The sequence below is a fragment of the Rhizobium sp. BK376 genome (assembly GCF_004341625.1).
Classification (GTDB): domain Bacteria; phylum Pseudomonadota; class Alphaproteobacteria; order Rhizobiales; family Rhizobiaceae; genus Rhizobium.
This window is the reverse complement of sequence record NZ_SLZG01000003.1, coordinates 505,065-522,397: the sequence shown is the minus strand read 5'-3', so window position 1 is coordinate 522,397 and position 17,333 is coordinate 505,065. Positions and strand designations below refer to the sequence as shown.

Annotated in this window: 18 protein-coding genes; all 18 read right to left on the bottom strand. The window is 58.5% G+C overall.

The annotated features are described in order from the left end of the window. Nucleotides 1-8 precede the first annotated feature (8 nt). On the bottom strand, nucleotides 9-605 hold the full coding sequence (locus tag EV561_RS10945; RefSeq protein ID WP_132521205.1) for a rod-binding protein: 597 nt from the start codon (nucleotides 603-605) through the stop codon (nucleotides 9-11). Nucleotides 606-636: 31 nt separating this feature from the next. Further along, nucleotides 637-1,056: a hypothetical protein gene (locus EV561_RS10940; RefSeq protein ID WP_132521203.1), complete on the bottom strand. Its 420-nt coding sequence runs from the start codon at nucleotides 1,054-1,056 to the stop codon at nucleotides 637-639. 18 nt (nucleotides 1,057-1,074) lie between these two features. Further along, the gene (locus tag EV561_RS10935) at nucleotides 1,075-1,827 is read right to left on the bottom strand and encodes a flagellar biosynthetic protein FliR (RefSeq protein WP_132521201.1); all 753 of its coding nucleotides are present in this window, start codon (nucleotides 1,825-1,827) and stop codon (nucleotides 1,075-1,077) included. Beyond that, entirely contained in the window at nucleotides 1,824-3,911 is a 2,088-nt protein-coding gene (gene flhA, locus EV561_RS10930) for a flagellar biosynthesis protein FlhA (protein WP_132521199.1), read from the bottom strand. The genes EV561_RS10935 and flhA overlap by 4 nt, the downstream gene beginning before the upstream one ends. A gap of 183 nt (nucleotides 3,912-4,094) precedes the next feature. Then, complete coding sequence (gene fliQ, locus EV561_RS10925) at nucleotides 4,095-4,361, bottom strand: flagellar biosynthesis protein FliQ (protein WP_132521197.1); 267 nt, start codon at nucleotides 4,359-4,361, stop codon at nucleotides 4,095-4,097. Nucleotides 4,362-4,394: 33 nt separating this feature from the next. Next, entirely contained in the window at nucleotides 4,395-4,895 is a 501-nt protein-coding gene (flgD, locus tag EV561_RS10920) for a flagellar hook assembly protein FlgD (RefSeq protein WP_132521195.1), read from the bottom strand. Continuing rightward, nucleotides 4,886-5,335, bottom strand: coding sequence for a flagellar biosynthesis repressor FlbT (flbT, locus tag EV561_RS10915; protein WP_132521193.1), 450 nt, complete (start codon nucleotides 5,333-5,335; stop codon nucleotides 4,886-4,888). The genes flgD and flbT overlap by 10 nt, the downstream gene beginning before the upstream one ends. Beyond that, nucleotides 5,332-5,679, bottom strand: a complete 348-nt coding sequence (flaF, locus tag EV561_RS10910; protein WP_132521191.1) for a flagellar biosynthesis regulator FlaF — start codon at nucleotides 5,677-5,679, stop codon at nucleotides 5,332-5,334. The genes flbT and flaF overlap by 4 nt, the downstream gene beginning before the upstream one ends. 33 nt (nucleotides 5,680-5,712) lie before the next feature. Beyond that, nucleotides 5,713-6,774, bottom strand: coding sequence for a flagellar hook-associated family protein (locus EV561_RS10905; RefSeq protein ID WP_132521189.1), 1,062 nt, complete (start codon nucleotides 6,772-6,774; stop codon nucleotides 5,713-5,715). A gap of 3 nt (nucleotides 6,775-6,777) precedes the next feature. After that, nucleotides 6,778-8,289 carry a flagellar hook-associated protein FlgK gene (gene flgK / locus EV561_RS10900; RefSeq protein WP_132521187.1) on the bottom strand — a complete coding sequence of 504 codons (1,512 nt, stop codon included), beginning with the start codon at nucleotides 8,287-8,289 and terminating at the stop codon, nucleotides 6,778-6,780. An 18-nt stretch (nucleotides 8,290-8,307) separates the two neighbouring features. Beyond that, on the bottom strand, nucleotides 8,308-9,588 hold the full coding sequence (locus tag EV561_RS10895) for a flagellar hook protein FlgE (RefSeq protein WP_132521185.1): 1,281 nt from the start codon (nucleotides 9,586-9,588) through the stop codon (nucleotides 8,308-8,310). A 129-nt stretch (nucleotides 9,589-9,717) separates the two neighbouring features. Next, nucleotides 9,718-10,389: a winged helix-turn-helix domain-containing protein gene (locus tag EV561_RS10890; protein WP_132521183.1), complete on the bottom strand. Its 672-nt coding sequence runs from the start codon at nucleotides 10,387-10,389 to the stop codon at nucleotides 9,718-9,720. 280 nt (nucleotides 10,390-10,669) lie between these two features. Then, on the bottom strand, nucleotides 10,670-11,281 hold the full coding sequence (locus EV561_RS10885; protein ID WP_132521181.1) for a transglycosylase SLT domain-containing protein: 612 nt from the start codon (nucleotides 11,279-11,281) through the stop codon (nucleotides 10,670-10,672). After that, nucleotides 11,190-12,686 (bottom strand): flagellar hook-length control protein FliK, encoded by a 1,497-nt coding sequence (locus tag EV561_RS10880; protein ID WP_132521179.1) that lies wholly within the window; start codon nucleotides 12,684-12,686, stop codon nucleotides 11,190-11,192. Before EV561_RS10880 ends, EV561_RS10885 begins: the two co-directional genes overlap by 92 nt. A gap of 2 nt (nucleotides 12,687-12,688) precedes the next feature. Continuing rightward, complete coding sequence (motC, locus tag EV561_RS10875) at nucleotides 12,689-13,993, bottom strand: chemotaxis protein MotC (protein ID WP_132521177.1); 1,305 nt, start codon at nucleotides 13,991-13,993, stop codon at nucleotides 12,689-12,691. Nucleotides 13,994-13,998: 5 nt separating this feature from the next. Then, complete coding sequence (locus EV561_RS10870) at nucleotides 13,999-15,363, bottom strand: MotB family protein (protein WP_132521175.1); 1,365 nt, start codon at nucleotides 15,361-15,363, stop codon at nucleotides 13,999-14,001. Continuing rightward, a complete protein-coding gene (locus EV561_RS10865; RefSeq protein ID WP_132521173.1) occupies nucleotides 15,360-15,995 on the bottom strand; it encodes a hypothetical protein in 636 nt (211 codons plus the stop codon). Before EV561_RS10865 ends, EV561_RS10870 begins: the two co-directional genes overlap by 4 nt. 279 nt (nucleotides 15,996-16,274) lie before the next feature. Then, on the bottom strand, nucleotides 16,275-17,243 hold the full coding sequence (locus EV561_RS10860) for a flagellin (RefSeq protein ID WP_245512644.1): 969 nt from the start codon (nucleotides 17,241-17,243) through the stop codon (nucleotides 16,275-16,277). Nucleotides 17,244-17,333: the final 90 nt, after the last annotated feature.

Sequence of the window (17,333 nt, the reverse complement as noted above, 5' to 3'; positions counted from 1 at the left end):
ACCCCTGCTTACGCTTTTTTCGCCATCAAGCTCTGATTGGTCGCAGACGCATCCGAGCTCCCGTCTGTGGAGGCGGTATCAAGCGTCTTGCGCTGGAAATCGGTGATCATGCTCAGCGCCATCTTGCGATCGTTCTCATCGGTCGATGCGTTGACGATGCCCTTGCTGCGCGTCTTGTCGAGCTGTTCCTTGTACATCTGCTCGGCAATACCCACGCCGCCGTTCTTGGCAATCGTGTTGCCGAGCTGTTCGGCCATCATGCCCTTCCACATTTCGCCCGCAGTGCCCTTGCCGTACAGCGTTTCGCTGTTCGGCAGCATGTTCTTGACGAAATTCTGCAGGACCATGGCTTCGAACTTGTGGTAGGTCGCCGGGACCTTCTCGGTCGAATGAGTGCGATCCTTGGCATTGCCGAGGCCAGCCTTCGTCGCTGCGCTGTTCAGGACATCCACCGTCGACTGAAAGCCGTTGCCGGCTTCTGCAAGACTGGTTGCGGCAAATGCCGCGCGGTTTGCCTGGAGTTTGGCCTGCGCTGCCTGGACATCGGCCGGATCGGCCGCCTTGACAACGTCCAGGACCAAATCACTTGGCGGTGAGATAGCCACGTCACGTTCCTTTCACTTGAAATCGCGACGATTATGTTTCGTGAACCTTGCTGGAGGCTGGCGTTAGCGACGCCATGCGCTGGTCCATCAAATCGTAGACTGCATTATCGTCAGCCTCGCGGTTTTCCAGCTCGCGGGCCTCCTTCATGTTGTCCTCGAGACGATCCGCCTTGGTGCGCTCCTTCATGATCTTCATCTCGATCACCGTCTGCATGCCCGCAAGCTGCTGGTCCTTGACTGACAGACGGGCGAATCGCTGGGTGTAATGATGCGAAAACGCCGCATGCATCGGGTCGGTGGAGCTGATGGCTGCAATGGTCTGATCGATCGACTGTGAGACTTCGGTGCGCTGCCGCGTGTTGTCGGCCAGCTCCTGTTCGGCCATGCGCTCGAGATGCCGCTGAACCGTAACAAGGCGCTTCAATTTTTCAGATCGCGTTTTTTCGACCATTCGGTGCCGCCGTCGTTGCTAGTGACCATTGTAGACGCTGAGGAACGAATCGGAAAACTGCGTGACCAATTCGGCGATGCTCAAATAGAGCATGAACAGGCCGCCCATCACCAGATAGGGCGTGGAAATGAAATAGACCGGGACATGCGGCGCCAGCTTGTTGATGAAGCCGATCGAAAACTGGAACATCAGCGCATAGAGGATAAATGGGCTGGCAAGGCGCAGCATGATGAACGTGGTCTGCTCCAGCGTATCCGTCACCGAGACCAGTGTGGCGCGCACTTCGATATGGCCGCCGAAAGGCACGACCGAATAAGAGTCGATCAGCGCGCGGAAAACATAGTGATGGAAGTCCAGGATGAAGAGGACCATCATCGCGCAGAGGTTGATGAGAGCGGTCACCGTCGTCTCACTCGAATCGTCAAGGATGTCCGGCCCGCTCGGAGAGCTCAGGCCGATCATCGTCGAGATCACGGTTCCCAGGAACTGCAATCCGAGCGTGTATAGGCGTGCCATAAGACCATACATCAGGCCGATCAGCGTCTCGCTGAAGATCAGGCCGACATAGGTCGCGTCGCCTGCCGAGGCCTTGGGATAAATGGTGCTCCATAGCATCGGCATGACGGCCAACGACATTGTCAGCGCCAGGAAGAGCCTGATCTGCGGCGGGAGACGCCCAGAGGAAAATCCCGGGAGAACCATCACGCAAGTGCCTATCCGGCAAAAGGTGAGAAACAGAGCGAGGATGGTCCCCTGGGGGTCAGAAATCATGCAATAGAGCCTAGAATCTTGATTTCGATCCCCCTTGCCAATTCCAGATGAGACAGGACCGGGAGAGTCGCGAACAAGCGTTCGATGATCATGCGCACATAGGAGCGCGTTTCCGGCGACGTGACAAGCACGAAGGGTAGCCCGCGGTCCATGAATTCACGGATAACTCCGGTCGCCTGCTCGCTGAACTCTTCGAGCGCACGCGGATCGATGTCGAATTCGATAACGTCGCCCTTCGCATCGCGCTTGAGCGCCTGGTGGAAGGCGAGGTCCCACTTGCTACCGAGTCGCAGGACACGCAGCACGCCGTTGTCCGCAAGGTCGCCGCAGAGCTGCTGGGCCATACGCACGCGCACGTGCTCGACGATCTGTTCGGTCTTGCGCACATGCGGCGCGAGTTCGGCGACCGCTTCCAGGATGAGGTGAAGATTGCGGATCGAGACGCGCTCGGCAAGGAGCAGCTTGAGTACCGCCTGCAGGCCCGAATAGGACATGTGCGAGGAGCAGATTTCGTCGGCAAGCTTCTTGTATTCCGGATCGAGGCGTTCGATCAGCACCTTGACGTCCTTATAGGACAGCAGCGCGGGCAGGTTGTTGCGGATGACCTCGCTCATATGGGTCAGAACAACCGAAACGTTGTCGATCGGCTGGAAGCCCTCGCGCTTCAGATCTTCCGTGAAGGCTTCGAGTACTGAATAGGCCGGCAGACCGAAGGCTGGTTCGCGGATCTCGTCGCCCGGAACGGTCGGCTTGCGACCGGAGCCGGTGACTACGAGCACTTCGCCAACGCGCAGCATATTGGAGGCAACCGTCGTGCCGTGGATGCGGATCTGGTAGGATTTGTCGGCTATGGCGAGATCGTCCGTGACCTTGATTTCCGGCACCACGAAACCGTATTGCGTCGCGAATTTCTTGCGCATCTTGCCGACGCGGAAGGCGAGTTCCTGATGGGCGCCGAGCAGGCGGGTGGAAACGATCTTGCCCAGGGCGAGCTCGACTTCGGCGGTCTTCAGCGCAGACTTGACCGAATCCTTCTCGTCTTCCTTCGTCTGCATCACCTTCTTTTCTTCCTGCTCGCGGAGAAGCTTGTTTTCAGCTTCCGCCTGACGCGGGATGAACCAGGCGCCCGTTGCCATGAGGCCACCGAGGATCGCGAAGGGAATGAACGGAAGACCCGGCATGATGGCGAGGATGCCCATCAGCACGGCGGCAACGGCGAGCGCTCGCGGATAGCCGCTCAGTTGGCGGACGACGGCCTGGTCGGTCGAGCCGACGGAGCCGCCGCGGGTAACGAGGAAGCCGGCCGCGAGAGAGATGACCAGCGCCGGCATCTGCGAGACGAGACCGTCGCCGACGGAAAGCTTCACGAAGACGTCGGCAGCCTGACCGATCGGCATTCCGTGACGGAAGTAGCCGATGATGATGCCGCCGAAGATGTTGATGGCCGTAATGAGAAGGCCGGCGACAGCGTCGCCTCGAACGAATTTCGACGCACCGTCCATCGCACCGAAGAAGGAGCTTTCCTCTTCGAGATCCTTGCGTCGCCTCTGAGCTTCCTGCTCGTTGATGATGCCGGCCGACAGATCGGCGTCGATCGCCATCTGCTTGCCGGGAATGGCGTCGAGGGTGAAGCGGGCGCCGACTTCCGCGATACGCGTTGCACCCTTCGTAATAACGATGAAGTTGATCGTGATCAGGATCAAAAAGACGATCAGACCGATGACGAAGTCGCCGGACATCACAAGGCTCGCGAAGCCGGCGATCACGCCACCCGCTGCATGGTTGCCCTCATAGCCGTGAGACAGAATCACGCGCGTCGTTGCGATGTTTAGCGATAGTCGCGTCATCGTGGCGATCAGGAGGATCGTCGGAAAGGACGAGAATTCCAGCGGCTTCTGGATCCACAGTGCGACCATGAGGATCAGCACCGAAAGTGCCAGCGAAAACGCCAGGCCCATATCGATGAGGAACGGCGGGATCGGCAGGAAGAGCACGCAGATGATGATCATCACGCCGAAGGCGAAGCTGACATCCCGCAGGCTCGGGTTGGCTTTTGGAACCGGTATTGCAGCTGGCTGTGCCATGGTTCAGATCCATCTCTTCATGAGAGGGGGCAAGCGACAACGCCATTTGCCCTATTCGATCCGAGCGATAGAAGACGAAGCTTGCGCGAGGGTGGCTTCGTGGCCTTTTAACGAAAACGCCACGCACCGGTTTCGGCGCGTGGCGGGTGGCTTTCGCAAATGGCCAGGCCGGACGGCTCTTCGCTAGAATCCCGACTGTATCCGGGAGAAGACGAGATTTGTGAAAATCCCGATATGAGAGCCGATGAAAGGGGCCGTGATGCCGGCTACCAGCATCACCGTAACGATCTTCGGCACGAAGGTCAGGGTCGCTTCCTGGATCTGTGTCAGCGCCTGGATCAATGCGATCACGACGCCCACGATCATGGCTGCTGCGACGGCAGGGCCTGCCGCGACAAGAACTGTCCAGAGCGCCGCCCGAAAGATATCCAGTGCATCGGCTTCATTCATTGAAGCGACCTTCCCTAATTGTTTAGCGGCTCGTCATGAACTGCTGCCATCGCCTGAACCCGACGAATCATCCGACGAAGGCGGCGGATCGATGGTAGTGCCTGCCGGGGCGACTGTCACGCCTGCCTGAATCAGCACCTTCTGTCCATCATCAGTAATGGCAATGACACCGTCGGAATAGATGCTGACTTCCTTCACGGTTCCGGTAACCGATCCGTCTGCACTCATGATCTGCTTGCCGATGTAATCGGCAGCCTGCGAGACATATTGATTCTGCAGCGCAGTTTCGAAGTGCGAGTTTGTCTGGATCTGTTGCTCGACCTGCGAGAAGCTTGCCAGCTGGGCAATCTGCGCGCTGGCGTCCATCGGCTCGGTCGGATCCTGCGTCTTCATCTGAGCGATCAGAAGCTGCAGAAAGTCGTTGTAGTTGACGGTCGCGGCCGCGCCGGCGGAGGCAGCGTCGTTGGAACCGCTGGCACTGTTGCTACCCGAGGCCGAATTGGCCTGCATCTGGCTGACTGGATCTATCGCCATGGAGCAATCTCCCTACGAATCTGCTCGACCGTTGCCGCCGGCATTTCCAGGTTGTGCAGGATCTTGTCCTCGGTCGCATAGAGACCGCGGATCGCCTTGAGAGCATCGAAGGCGCGACCGGTTGCCACCAAGCCATCAACACGCTTCAGTTCTGCCAGAACTTCCTCGTTCTTGAAGCAGGAGAGCAGCATGACAACCGACTTGCGGAACATCGCAGTCGACTGCTCCTTGCCTTCAGGGTTTATGAGGATCATCTGAGCGATGAAATAGAGCTGGCGAAGTGGTGTCGTCGCATCCTCAGGCTGGAGAACGTGATTCTCCAACAGGAACGTCACGTCATTCAGGAACTCCAACGCAACCTTACGGTCAACGCGCAGCACGGCCCCATTTATAAATATTTTTTCTCCGGCTTTAAGCGATATGCGAAGAGTACTTTTCATTTGAGTCCATCCCTGATGATGGTGGTGACGTCAATAATGCTCTGGTAGTTGTTCGACTGCCGCTTCCTGATCCTGTCGCATTCCTTCAATATCCAGATTGCGATTGAGATGAGATTTGCGCGCAGTTCGATATCAAGTTGGTTCTCCGGATTCTTCAGATCCTCGATGAAGCTGATCCAGACGCGCCGCGTATAAAACAAGGCTTCGATAGCCTCTTTGCCATACTTCTCCTTGTCGCGGGCGGCCGATAGAAGTCCGACCGACCGCTCCAGAACCTGGCGTTCCCGCTCCCTGGCGTCTGCCACCGCGTCCTGCATGACTTCCGCATATGAGAACTGATACATTCATGCATCCTTCTGATCATCGACCTTTGATCATCAAAGGTAATTTACGAGACTCAACTGCTGGATCTTCGAGACCAGCGTGTAGGCTGTCTCTAGCTGTGTTTGCAGAGCGTTTGCCCTCGTGGAGGCTTCGTAGGGATCAACACCCTGAAGATCCGCGATGTTGTTGTTGATGATGTCCTTTTGCGCACTGAGGGCATCATTGGCTTTGCTGACGCGAGACTGGGAGAGGCCCAGTTCGCTCGCCGAGGCATTGAGCGCATCAACCGACTGGCGCGAGTAGCTGATCGCCGCATCCGTGACCGCATTCATCGTGTCGGAGCTCAGATTCTGGCCCATCAGCGCTTTCGTGACGGTGGCGGCGAGAGCGAGATATCTCATTCCATCGCCGTTCGAGTTCGTCGACGATTCCACCACTTCGGAGTTGCTGATCCGGCTCGTCATGTTCTGATCCGACGCGCTGGACCAGCTTGCCCAATTATCGGGCGCAGGCGAGCTGTCATCGGTAAACATCGGCTGGACGGTGTTCTGGATGAAGTCCGTCATCTGGGCATTCGTCAGATCAGCGGTCGACGTGACCGGAGGCACGAGATTTCCCATATAGGTGGTCAGCGCGTCGTTAATCGCCGATACGGCAGCATCACTGTTGTCTGTCATGGGCTGCACGTCGGTGTTGATGCCGGCAAAAATATACTCGCCGTTGACCATCGTATTCGCATCGCCGACAAGCGCTGAAAGCGCGGAATTCGCGGTGTTCTGGGAGAGCGTAACGTTGTCGCTCGTCTGGTTGCCGCGCAGGGCGAGAAGCTGGTCCAGAAAATCCTGCGACTGGGTGGACATATCGGACAGAGCGTTCTGCGACGCCGTCAACCGTCCTGCCGCGATGGAATTGCTGCTGACAATAGAATCGATGCGCGACACTTCGCGAGTGAAGTCGATGCTCTCGGAGACGTTTCCACCGAGAGACACGCCGAAATCCGCATAAACACCCGTCGTCGCCTCCTGAGAGGCGTCGGACATCTGGTTCTGCGTCTCGCGAATCGTGAGACGCATGGCATTTTGAATTGCATTGCTTGAAATGAAAGAGGTCTTCATAATTTAGCTCGCAGAATCCAATAGCGCTTGCAGCATATCGTTTACGGCAGAGAGAAGCTTCGTACCTGCCTTGTAGGATTGCTCGATATCCATCATCAGCGTCAGTTCCTCGTCCAGATTAACGCCGGTGCTATTGGAATAAGCGTCCGACGAACGGGTAAGGGCGGCTGACGTATTCTCTGCAGCCGTATTTGCCGAGCTGCGCTGACCTTCGACCCATCCAACCGAATTGGAGGCGAAGCTGAGAATGCTGGAGCTTGTGTCGACCCCTGTCGAAGGGTCGAAGCTCATGTCTGCATCCATGCCGTTCGAATAACTGTCCAGGAGAGTGGAGTAACCACTATCGCCGGTGGGATTCTGGCTGGTGCTGAGAGGATTGATGGTGCCGTCGCGCAGACGAGTGGGATCGCCGCCCTGCGATGTCACGACTTGCGCGCTAACCGCAATGGTCCCGGCCATCCCGTCGATGACCGTCGCGCTGGTGGGCGTCTCGCCATCACCCGCGCTGTTCTGGGTCCAGACGAACAGGCCGGGCTGCGTGCTCAGCGTGGTGGGCGGCGTGCCGCCATCCGTCGTCGTTTCCGAGAACATCGTGACGAGACCGCGAGCGATTTCATCGAGCTGCTTCTGATAGGTCGGCGCAACATCGTCCCGAAGCTGTATCAGCGACTGGAGACTGCCCTGCCCGTTCGTATCCGACCCCTGCCCCGAAGCCAACGGCACGCCGTCGATGTAGATGGCATTGCCGGTCGTTCCGGCCGTGTAGCCATTCGTCGGCTGGAAAGTCACCGTCCGCGGGAGCGTCTCGAAAAGCACCGTTCCCGTGGACGTGTAGATCGCCATGTCGTTGTTGTCGCGGGTGACGGTCTTGATGCCGACCAGCTGCGAAATCTGACCGAGAACGGCGTCGCGCTGATCGAGCGCATCCGAGAGTGCGGGCGAAGCCGCTCCTGACGCGGAAGCTGCAGCGACGGTCGCCGACTGCACTGCATCATTGGCCTGCTTGAACTGCGCCAGAAGATTGTTCAGCGAGTCGACGTCGGTGCTGATTTCCTTGTCAGCATCCTCCCGGAGGCTTTGGACAGCCTGCGTCGACTGATTGAGCGAGGTTGCAACGTCCTGAGCGGCCGTCACGGCGCCCTGCGCCGCCGTGAGGCTGCTCGGCGAACCGGCATAGGTCTGGAGTGCCGTCTGGAGCGTTGCAAGGTAAGTCGCGGGCGACGTCTCGTAGTCGTTGCCGCCCATCGTGGCCTTGATGTCCTCCAGGCCTTTCAACAGCCGTTGCTGCGCTGCGTCATCCGACGTGCTTGACAGGAACTGGGTCTGAAGCGAGGCATCCTGGGATCGCGCAATCTGCACAACGGTTGCGCCGGCCGACGTCGTCGATACAACCGCTTCGCGGCGGTTGTAGTTCGTGTTGCCGGCATTCGCGATATTGTTCGATACGACACTGCTTTGCGTGCCGGTATTGTTGAATATCGATTGTGCAGTGTTGAGTGCAGACGTGAGCGACATGACTTAACTAAGGTCCTGTTATCGCGCGAGGTTGACCAGAACGTCGAGCAGGTTGGCGCCGGTCTGGAAGACCTTCGAGTTTGCGGTGTAGTTTTTCTGCGCCTCGATCATCTCGGTCAGCTGGCCTGCGAGGTCGACATTCGATTCTTCGACCGCGCCAGAAACGAGCTTTCCGAACTGGGCAGACTGGGGGAAGCCCGTGATCGTCACGCCCGAATCGCCATTGGCGGAATAGACGTTGCCGCTGAGCGACGTCAGATTGTCTTCGCTCGGAACCGTTGCAAGCGGGATGCGGTAGATCGGCTTGCTGCTGCCGTCCGCGTAGAGAGCCGAGACCGTACCATCTGTACCGATCGTCACGCTCTTGACCGCCGACGGTGCCTGGCCGTTGATGTCGCCGGTCGCGCCGAAGGTGGCCGCAAGCTGCGTGAAGCCCGTGAGATCCATCGAGATCGACAGCCCGTTGGTGGGATCGTTCATGGTGAAGGATCCACCGTTGGTCAGCGCGCCATTCGCGTCGAAATCCATCGTATCCGTAGCGACCGGACCGTTCGCATACGGGAACGGCGAGCTGCCGCTCGCAGCATCGGCGTGATTGTAAACCGCAACGTCCCATTCATCGCTCGGGTCGGCCGGAAGATCCTGCGTCTTGGTGAAGTAGACGTCGTAGGTGACGGCATTGCCCTGGCTGTCGTAAGCGATGACCGAGCTCTTCTCCGAATAAGTCGTACCACTCGTGTTCGGATAGGTCGAAGCAGGATCCTGCGTAGCTGAAATCTTCGCGTCGTTGGAGTTCAGGTTACCCTTCAGCGTGCCTGACGTCGAAGCAATCGCGGTCAAACCGCTCTGGGCGGTATTAACGGGAACGAGACCGGTGAAGCCGTTGACGACAACGGAGGGCGAGCCCGAATTGTACGAGTAGCCCATCAGCGTGAAGCCGGCGCTATTGACCAGATTGCCGTTATTGTCCGGCGCGAAATCGCCGGCGCGAGTCAGGAAAGGCGTTCCATTGGCGTCCTGAACAATGAAAAAGCCGTCGCCGCTGATGGCCATATTCGTCGTCGTCGTCGTGTAGGAAATGTCGCCCTGATCCGAAATGGCGCGCTGGACGGAGGTTTCTACGCCACCGGAATTGTAATTTCCGGTGCCCGAGGGCAGCACCAGCGTGGAAAATGCGGTCGATGCTGACTTGTAGCCCGTAGTATTAACGTTGGCGATATTGTCTGAAACCGTGCTCAAACGGTTCGCCTGGGCATTCATCCCAGCGACCGACGTTTTCATACTGCCGAAAATGCTCATCTGAAAATCCTCATTTTCCTCGTAGTACCAAGTTATTTTATGGGCCTTGCGTGAAGCTGGCTGGAAGGAAGAAAAGCCGGATCATCATGAAACAGCTTTCCGGAGGACGTTATCGTCGGCTGCTCGACGTCAATTCCAGTCGATGCAGTAGCCAAGGAAGCGCTTGGAATCGACCGGGTCGAAGCCGAGCTTCTTGCGCAACTTCTTGCGCAGCTTGGAAATGTGGCTTTCCACGACGTTCTCTTCGACCTCTTCGTCGAAGATGCCGTAGATGGCGTTGAATATCTGGGTCTTGGTAACCCGGCGCCCGCGATTGGAAATCAAATATTCCAGGATACGACGCTCGCGCCGCGGCAGGGCAAAGATCTCGCCATTGATTTCCGGATCACGGCCGTCCGCAAACACGCGGATCGCCCCGATGTCGGTGTAGTTGGTGATTGCCTTCAGGCGGCGACGGATAGCTGCCGCGCGCGCCAGGATTTCCCGGGGATGAACCGGCTTGCGCACCACGTCGTCAACACCGCAATCAAAGAGTGCAAGAGTCGATTCTAGTGATGGTTGATCGCTGACCGCGATGACCGGCGCCATGGAGCGATCACGAATCGCCCGCGGCAGCTCGTGCACGTGCTGTCCCTGACCGATCAGGAATGCCTCAACCGCCGCGATGTCGCCCTCGGCCGCCGTCTGGACCCATTCGCCAAACTCGCGCGGATCAAAACCCGTCGAGGGAATTCCTTCGCGCCCAAAAAGAGATGTATAGCCATCTTTAACAAGCTCACGCTCATCAACCACTACGATCATTCGTCCGCCTCCGAATCAGTGTGGTGTTACCCGATGAGCGATGAGTACGAATCGCGGGAATCACGAACAACTGTGGGAAGTCAGTGGCAGAAATTAATAATTGATTAAGATTCAAGCGCCGATTTGAACTACATCTAGTGGCTATTGAACCAAATTGACACAAAAGGACGGTGGAAAAGTTAAGAGATTATGACGGTCACTCTTGCCGTCCTTTTTCTTTCCGCATTCTCGCCACATTGGAGGACTCTTGGATGTGGCAGAAATACAACTTAACAGCTTATCAATTCTGGCAAAATGAGGCCGCGTTCGGGGTCCATTTGCCATAGCCTGTCGCCACGAGATTGGCGATCACCCGACACACATATACCTTCTGCGCGGGATTGTTGTTCGGGCCGGCGTGATAGCGTGCAACCGCCATCGTCCAGGTCTCATGCCTGTCATGGAGATCGCGCAGGAATTTGGCCGCATATTCGACATTGCTATGCGGATCGAACATGGCTTCCACAGAAGAAAAATTCTCGCCATGGAAGTATTGGTTGATCTGCATGCAACCAACGTCGATCAGCTTCGCGCCGCCTTGACGGGCTATCGCAAACTCCTGAAGCGCTGCACTTTCCGAAGGCGGAAATACCGCCTTCCCCTCGATGTTCATGGCGTAGGCATCAAGCGATCCCTTCCGCCCCGTTTCCGTCAACCCGACCGAGTAAAGGATGCCCTCCGGGATGCCATATTTCGCCGCTGCGGACCGGATCTCGCGTTCACACAGGCCCGACGCAGAACTGCCGGCGGAGGCCTGTGCGTCAGAGATAGACGTCGCCAGAGCCGCCGCGCCGATAGCTGCCAGAAGTGTTATCTTCCGTGCCCATTTCGCCCGAGGTCCTACCGATGTCATTTCCATCGAACTGCTGCCCTGAATAGTTTTGTCCGCGTGCCTGTCCGTTGCTCTGTCCCTGGTTTGGCAGGGATTGCTGCTGGGACTGACCCTGGAAGCCAGACTGGGAATTCGCCTCCGTCTGCGACGGAGCCACGAGCGTCACGGTGATCTTGTCGACCGAGTAGCCCTGAGAGCGCAGCGCGTCCATCATTGCGCCCTGATCGTTATGAAGCTGGCGATAGGCCTCGCCGGATTGAACCTTCAAATCGACCGTGAGATCATCGCCCGACAAGCGCATCGTCGCCGTGACGACGCCGAGATCGGCGGGGTTCAACTCGATTTTCAAAGTGTTGACGACCTTGCCGGTGCCTGTCCAGCTTGCCTCGTTGGAGAGCGCCGAACCCGGCTGCATGGCGCTCGACCATTCCCCGTCGCCGCTCATCGAGCCGATGACGGCCGAGGAATTCGATCCCGGCGCGAGACCGAGATAGCGACGTGAATCGAGCACGGTTACATCTGCACCCGATGCGCCGCCGGTCGATGCCTTCACATCGACTTCTGCGGCCTGATCCTTGCCCTTGCCGATCGACATATCGAGCGACTGTCCGCGTCCGTCGGCACGGCTCAACCTGAAAGCCTTGCCGGAGGCATCGGCGTCGCCAGTGTCGGCAACCGATGTATCAGCTCCGGCATGGAGCGATGCCGACTGAACGTCCTTTACGGTCGCATTGCGGTCCGCGTCCTTCGAGGAACGCTGACTACCTGAGGCCTGCGGTGCATTGCTCAGGATCGCCTGTGCCGCAAGCGCCGGATCGCCACCGGATTGACCGTGAAGCAGTGACAGCGCATCGGAAGCGGCGCCCTTGGAATGAGATTGTTCAGACTTGCTGCCGTCGTCGCCGATTGAGGACGCCGTGTCCTTGGTCGTCTTGCCGACGTGTTGCTCTTCCTTGAGCCCGTCGCCCGCAGAGGAGGTTTCGAGGGAAGACGCGCCCTTTCCGCCCTGCTTCTGACCCTTGGCCATCTGAGCCGCATTTGCAGCCTGCAGCTTCGACGCCGCAGTTGCCGACTTTTCGTCGGTGCCGGTCTTTTCGGCAGCGTGGTTCACTTGTCCATTGAACGATGTCTTTTGAAGATCAATCAACGGCTTGCTTCGGCGTCCGCGGCCTGATGCGCCGGTGACCAACCCTGTCAGGGCACCGGCGCTCCCGCCGTCCTGAGCACCATCGTTGCCGTCCAATGCGCCCGAGGCTTCGCCATCGGACTGATCGTCACCGTCGCCACCCGCGGCCTTGCTCAGAACATCGAAGAAATCGTCACCATGGCTACCGCCATGGCCGTGGCCCTTGGCGCTGCTGGCGCCTTTCGTAGCGACAGTTGAACCCGCCCCTACCGGAGCGCTTGGAATACCGACACCCACCATGATCAATGACTTTCCTGTTTCAACAGGCCGTCGATTGCATCCAGCTTCGAGCGGCTTGTCGTGACGAATGTATTGAACGGAGAAGCGGCCTCCTGCCCATCTCCCTTCTGGGTCGGGGCCGCATCAGCGGCTCCTTGCCCAACACTCGCCGCAATCTGGGGTTGGTTCCCCTCCGTCTGCGAAGCAGCGGCGCCACCGTGTTCAGCATTATCTTCATTAGAAATATTAATTTGCGAGCCTTGCGCGAGGCTTTTGGCATCCGGTTCGCGCATAACGGCATCTGCTACAGCCTTTGCGGCATCGCGAAGAGCACGGTCTCGCGGGTTGAGCTCGCCCTCGGGGATCTGATTGATATCCCGGACTGCAACGCCGATATCTGGTGAGGAAATATTGGCGATGCCGCCGTAAAAACTTGCGAGCGCATTGAACGAATCACTGCCATCGCTGCCGATATCCTGCGCTCGGGTGGAAGCAAGCTTTGCCAGATCCATCTTGCCGGCGACCGCCGATCGCCGCGCAATGCGCAGGTAGACTTCCCGCTGCCGCGGTGGGTCCATGAAGGAAAGAATGTCGATAATATCCTGCTGCTTGACGTCGGCGCTGTGATCAACCACCAGCTGCACAAACTGATCGGCGAACTGGCCGGCATAGGGCGAATGCAGGAACCGGCGGACATACCGCTGCGAGTAGCCGAGAGCCTCGGGAATCATTCCAGCTTGCGCTGTCAGCGTGACAGAGCGACGCAGGGCGGCCTCTTCGACAATCGTTCCGGGCGCAGTCAACCTCGCCCAATCGAAGAGCTGCAGCGCCGCCTTCGGGTTCTTCCCCATCATGACGTTTCCGGCAACCAGCGAAAGGTAAGGACCGATCTTCTTGTCGCGATATTCCTTGGCGACATCGGCCAGCGAATTGACGACGAGCAAACCCTTGCCGCTCAGATATTTCCGCAGGAGGTCGGCGACGCGGTTGTCGAAATGTCCATCGACATCGCGGGACATAAGATATTCGAGCGTGTCGGGATTGCCGCCGCTCATCGCGTAGATCATGACGGCATCGACGTTGCGGCCATCGTCGAAAACGGACTTGTCCGCGTTGCGCAGGCGCTCGTCCAGCGTCGACAGCATGAAGCGCTGCATTTCGCCGGCGGAATTGTCGCCAAGAACGACTGAATCCTGGACGAATTGCAATGAGCGCAGCATCTTGTAGGGAGGAAGATCGCCCTGATCTTCAGCGCGACCGGCTCCCGACACGAGCGTGCCGAGAGCCAGGGCCAATGCGATGCTGTAGCGATGCCTTGCGCGCGCCATTGAAGCTAGCCTTGGTTACCCTGAATCAGAATCTCGATACGCCGGTTGGCATCATTGAAGGGGTCGTTCGGCAGCTTCAGCCGCCGATCGGCGAAGCCCGATACCTGCGATATTCTCTTCTCGTCCAGCCCGCCCTGAACCAGCATGTAGTAGGCGCTTTGCGCACGGTCCAGAGACAATCTCCAGTTGTCGTTCTGCCCATCCTTGAGGAAAGGCCTGCCGTCCGTGTGGCCGCGTATCACCACCGCGCCCTTCTTGTCGGAAAGGATCTTACCGATCTTTTCCATGGCAAGAACCATCTCCTTGCGCGGCACTGCTGAGCCGACGTTGAACATCGGATCATTGCCCTGGTCGGAAATCGTCACCAGCAGGCCGCCTTCGGCCGGGGTCACCTGCAGTCCCTCTGCCAATTGGCCGGCGACGCCGCTGATCTGCTTGTCGATTGCCTGCTTCAGATCCTGGGCCTGCTGCTGCTCAGCCTTGGTGGGAGGCGGCGTCGATGCCTTGTTCGGCGACGCCTGATCCAGCGCGGCATCCGCCTTATCGTTGGCTGCCTGATCCTGCGCGCCCTGCGACGGAGTTTGCGGCTGCTTGCCCGGATGCTTTTTCTGATCCGGCGTTTGCGGCTTCGTCACCTGGCTGTCGGCCTGGTCCTCGGGCGTCTGCGGCTGCTCTGTCACTTCGCCCTGATCCGTCGCCGTGGCCTTTGCCATCGCGACGACCTCACCCTTCGCCGCAGCCTCGGCAGCGGTGCTCTCCTCGCCCTGCGGCGTATTCTTCGACGTTGTGGAGATCTGAACCTGCTTGGTCCAGAAATCCGGGTCGAAGGGGTCGCGATAGGCCTTCCCGCCGTCGGCACCCGTTGCGGGACCGGATTCGGCCGCACCGCCCTCGCCCTTGGCGCTCACATTGGCCTGTTGCCCGACTTCCTGGGCGATCTCCGCCAGAACGGAATAGGGGTTCTCGAAGAAATCCGCCTCGGAGTAGTTCGTCTGGTCGCCGCTCGTCGAGGTCTGGTCGTCTCCGGTCTTGGCAGAAGCACCGTTGGTCTGCTGGTCTTCCTTCTGCTTTGATTTCTCAGCTTTTTCTTCGCCGTCCGCCTGATCGACAGGCTTCTTCAACCCCTTTTGCGTCGGCTTCTCGTCGGCTAGCTTGATGGGATTGAAATAGGATGCGACCGAGGCCTGCGTCTGCTGGTTTGCAGCATTGACCAGCCACATCACAAGGAAGAAGGCCATCATCGCGGTCATGAAGTCCGCATAGGCGATCTTCCAGGCGCCGCCATGGGCGCCGTCATGGGCGCCGCCGCCATGACGCTTGACGATGATGATCTCGTGCTTGCCGCTGTGGTGGTTTTCGCCCTCACTCATTCCAGAACCTTCCTCAAGCTATCGGCCCAGGCAGACATGCGGGTCACCAGAACGCTTTCACCAATCGTCACAGTGAGATCGACATCCTCCGCCTCGACGTGCCGCAGCAGTTCCGCGTGCTCGCCGAGATGCTCGGAAAGATTGTCGAAGAGATCGCGAGGACCGCTGACTGTAATCGGCCCGGCCTCCCCGTCGAGGATGGCGACCGTGACCAAAGTTGCAAGGTCAGCCACTGCCCTCTCGATCAATTCCTCGGTCATGATGGGCGAGAGCGCCTTTGCAGTCTCGACGCTGACAGCGTCACCGAGCGCCGCCGCAATGGCCTTCAGCTTCTCGGCGATCTGTTCGGCCATCTCCACCTTGTACTTGGCCTCGAGTGCTTCCAGTTCTTCGCGATGGGTGGCCTCGATCGCTTCCAGTTCGGCGCGATGCTTCTCACCCAGCTCGAGCGTCGCGGCTTCCTGCCCTTCGGCATAGGCCTCGCGCCGCTCTGCCTCCACATCGACCGGGGGCTCTGCGGGAATATCCGCAAAGATCGGCTCCTCTGCGAAGGATATCGTCGGAATGACTGGAGGGGGTGGCGCCTGTTCGGCGCTGAAGTCCTTAAGATAACGGGAAAGAGAGGGGCTCATGATTCGTACGCCTCCTCTGTGAGCGGATATTGCTGCCAGACGTGGCCCGCTGGGCCTTCAATCTCATTCTTCATGCTCAAAACGTCGATCATCACGCTTGCGGTTTCCGTCCTGCAGCCGAAAATTCGGCCTGGGCATACCGGCCAGAGCAGCGGGAGCATGCCTTCTGGTCCGAAAGTACGAAGTCAAACTTGTGCGAAGATGAATGATGCCGACACATGATCCGCGGAAAGCGATCGACCTTGTGGTCGACCGCCTCCGCGTTTGGAACGCCCGCGGTCATTTACCCTGAAGCAGAATGAGAATCTTGCTTGCCATGGTGTTGGCCATTGATACCGACTGGACGGCCATCTGCTGTGCTGCCGTCAGCGCCGATACGCGGCTGGACGCCTCGTCCATATCCGTATCGACGAGATTGCCCACAGTCTGGGTGACGGTATCGCCGAGCTGCGAGACGAATGTCGACTGCTCGTCGACGCGCTTGCTGACAACACCAAGATCTGCTGCCGAGGAGGTCAGCTGCTTCAGGATCGAATCCACGACGCTGATCATATCGCTCATCTGATCATCGCTGGTGGAATTCGATATGGTGACGGCAGTGCCGTCCGCAGGGGGCGTGCCGCCGGTGGCTGCAAGCAGATAGTAGTTCCGCGCCGGTGACGAGGCTCCATCCGGATTGAGCTGACTGGCGTCGATATCCTTGGTAAACAATCCGCGGCTCGGATCAACGGTATCGATGAGCACGGCCGGCGTCGCATCATAGTTTACGGTTGCGAGAGAGACCGATCCATCGGTCCCACGGACAAAGTTACTGACGATCGTCTTCGTCGAGTTGACGTTCTGGTCGTCGTTATAGAGCCAGTTCTCGCCGGAAATGGTTGCCGCCTGCGTGATCGTATTGAGCTGGTCCTCATACTGACCGAGGGTGACGTTCATCTGATCTTTGTCGACACCCGGCGATTTCGCCGAGACCAGCAAGGATTGGATCTTGGTGACGACGTCAATCGCCGAGGTCAGTCCGGTATAGGCGGTATCGACCTTCGCGGCACCGAGCGAAAGTGCGTCCCCGATCGTCGACAGGGTCGAGGTGTCGGAACGCATCGTCGTTGCCATCGACCAGTAGGACGGATCGTCGGCAGCCGTCTGAATGCGCAGGTTGGACGACACCTGCTTCTCAACGGTATCCAGATCCTTGTTCACCCCGCGTAGGATGACAAGCGCGCCGAGTGTGAAAGCGTTGGATGTCACGGTGCTGCTCATGGAATGGCCCGTTGTTTTCATGGAAAGGAGCAGGCCGGAGAAACCGGCAGCGACCATTCGGCATCATGCCCACCAGCG

Coding starts and splice junctions, on each gene's coding strand:
- EV561_RS10940 (WP_132521203.1), bottom strand. CDS start 1,056: ATGGTCGAAAAAACGCGATCTGAAAAATTGAAGCGCCTTGTTACGGTT.
- EV561_RS10935 (WP_132521201.1), bottom strand. CDS start 1,827: ATGATTTCTGACCCCCAGGGGACCATCCTCGCTCTGTTTCTCACCTTT.
- flhA (WP_132521199.1), bottom strand. CDS start 3,911: ATGGCACAGCCAGCTGCAATACCGGTTCCAAAAGCCAACCCGAGCCTG.
- fliQ (WP_132521197.1), bottom strand. CDS start 4,361: ATGAATGAAGCCGATGCACTGGATATCTTTCGGGCGGCGCTCTGGACA.
- flgD (WP_132521195.1), bottom strand. CDS start 4,895: ATGGCGATAGATCCAGTCAGCCAGATGCAGGCCAATTCGGCCTCGGGT.
- flbT (WP_132521193.1), bottom strand. CDS start 5,335: ATGAAAAGTACTCTTCGCATATCGCTTAAAGCCGGAGAAAAAATATTT.
- flaF (WP_132521191.1), bottom strand. CDS start 5,679: ATGTATCAGTTCTCATATGCGGAAGTCATGCAGGACGCGGTGGCAGAC.
- EV561_RS10905 (WP_132521189.1), bottom strand. CDS start 6,774: ATGAAGACCTCTTTCATTTCAAGCAATGCAATTCAAAATGCCATGCGT.
- flgK (WP_132521187.1), bottom strand. CDS start 8,289: ATGTCGCTCACGTCTGCACTCAACACTGCACAATCGATATTCAACAAT.
- EV561_RS10895 (WP_132521185.1), bottom strand. CDS start 9,588: ATGAGCATTTTCGGCAGTATGAAAACGTCGGTCGCTGGGATGAATGCC.
- EV561_RS10890 (WP_132521183.1), bottom strand. CDS start 10,389: ATGATCGTAGTGGTTGATGAGCGTGAGCTTGTTAAAGATGGCTATACA.
- EV561_RS10885 (WP_132521181.1), bottom strand. CDS start 11,281: ATGACATCGGTAGGACCTCGGGCGAAATGGGCACGGAAGATAACACTT.
- EV561_RS10880 (WP_132521179.1), bottom strand. CDS start 12,686: ATGGTGGGTGTCGGTATTCCAAGCGCTCCGGTAGGGGCGGGTTCAACT.
- motC (WP_132521177.1), bottom strand. CDS start 13,993: ATGGCGCGCGCAAGGCATCGCTACAGCATCGCATTGGCCCTGGCTCTC.
- EV561_RS10870 (WP_132521175.1), bottom strand. CDS start 15,363: ATGAGTGAGGGCGAAAACCACCACAGCGGCAAGCACGAGATCATCATC.
- EV561_RS10865 (WP_132521173.1), bottom strand. CDS start 15,995: ATGAGCCCCTCTCTTTCCCGTTATCTTAAGGACTTCAGCGCCGAACAG.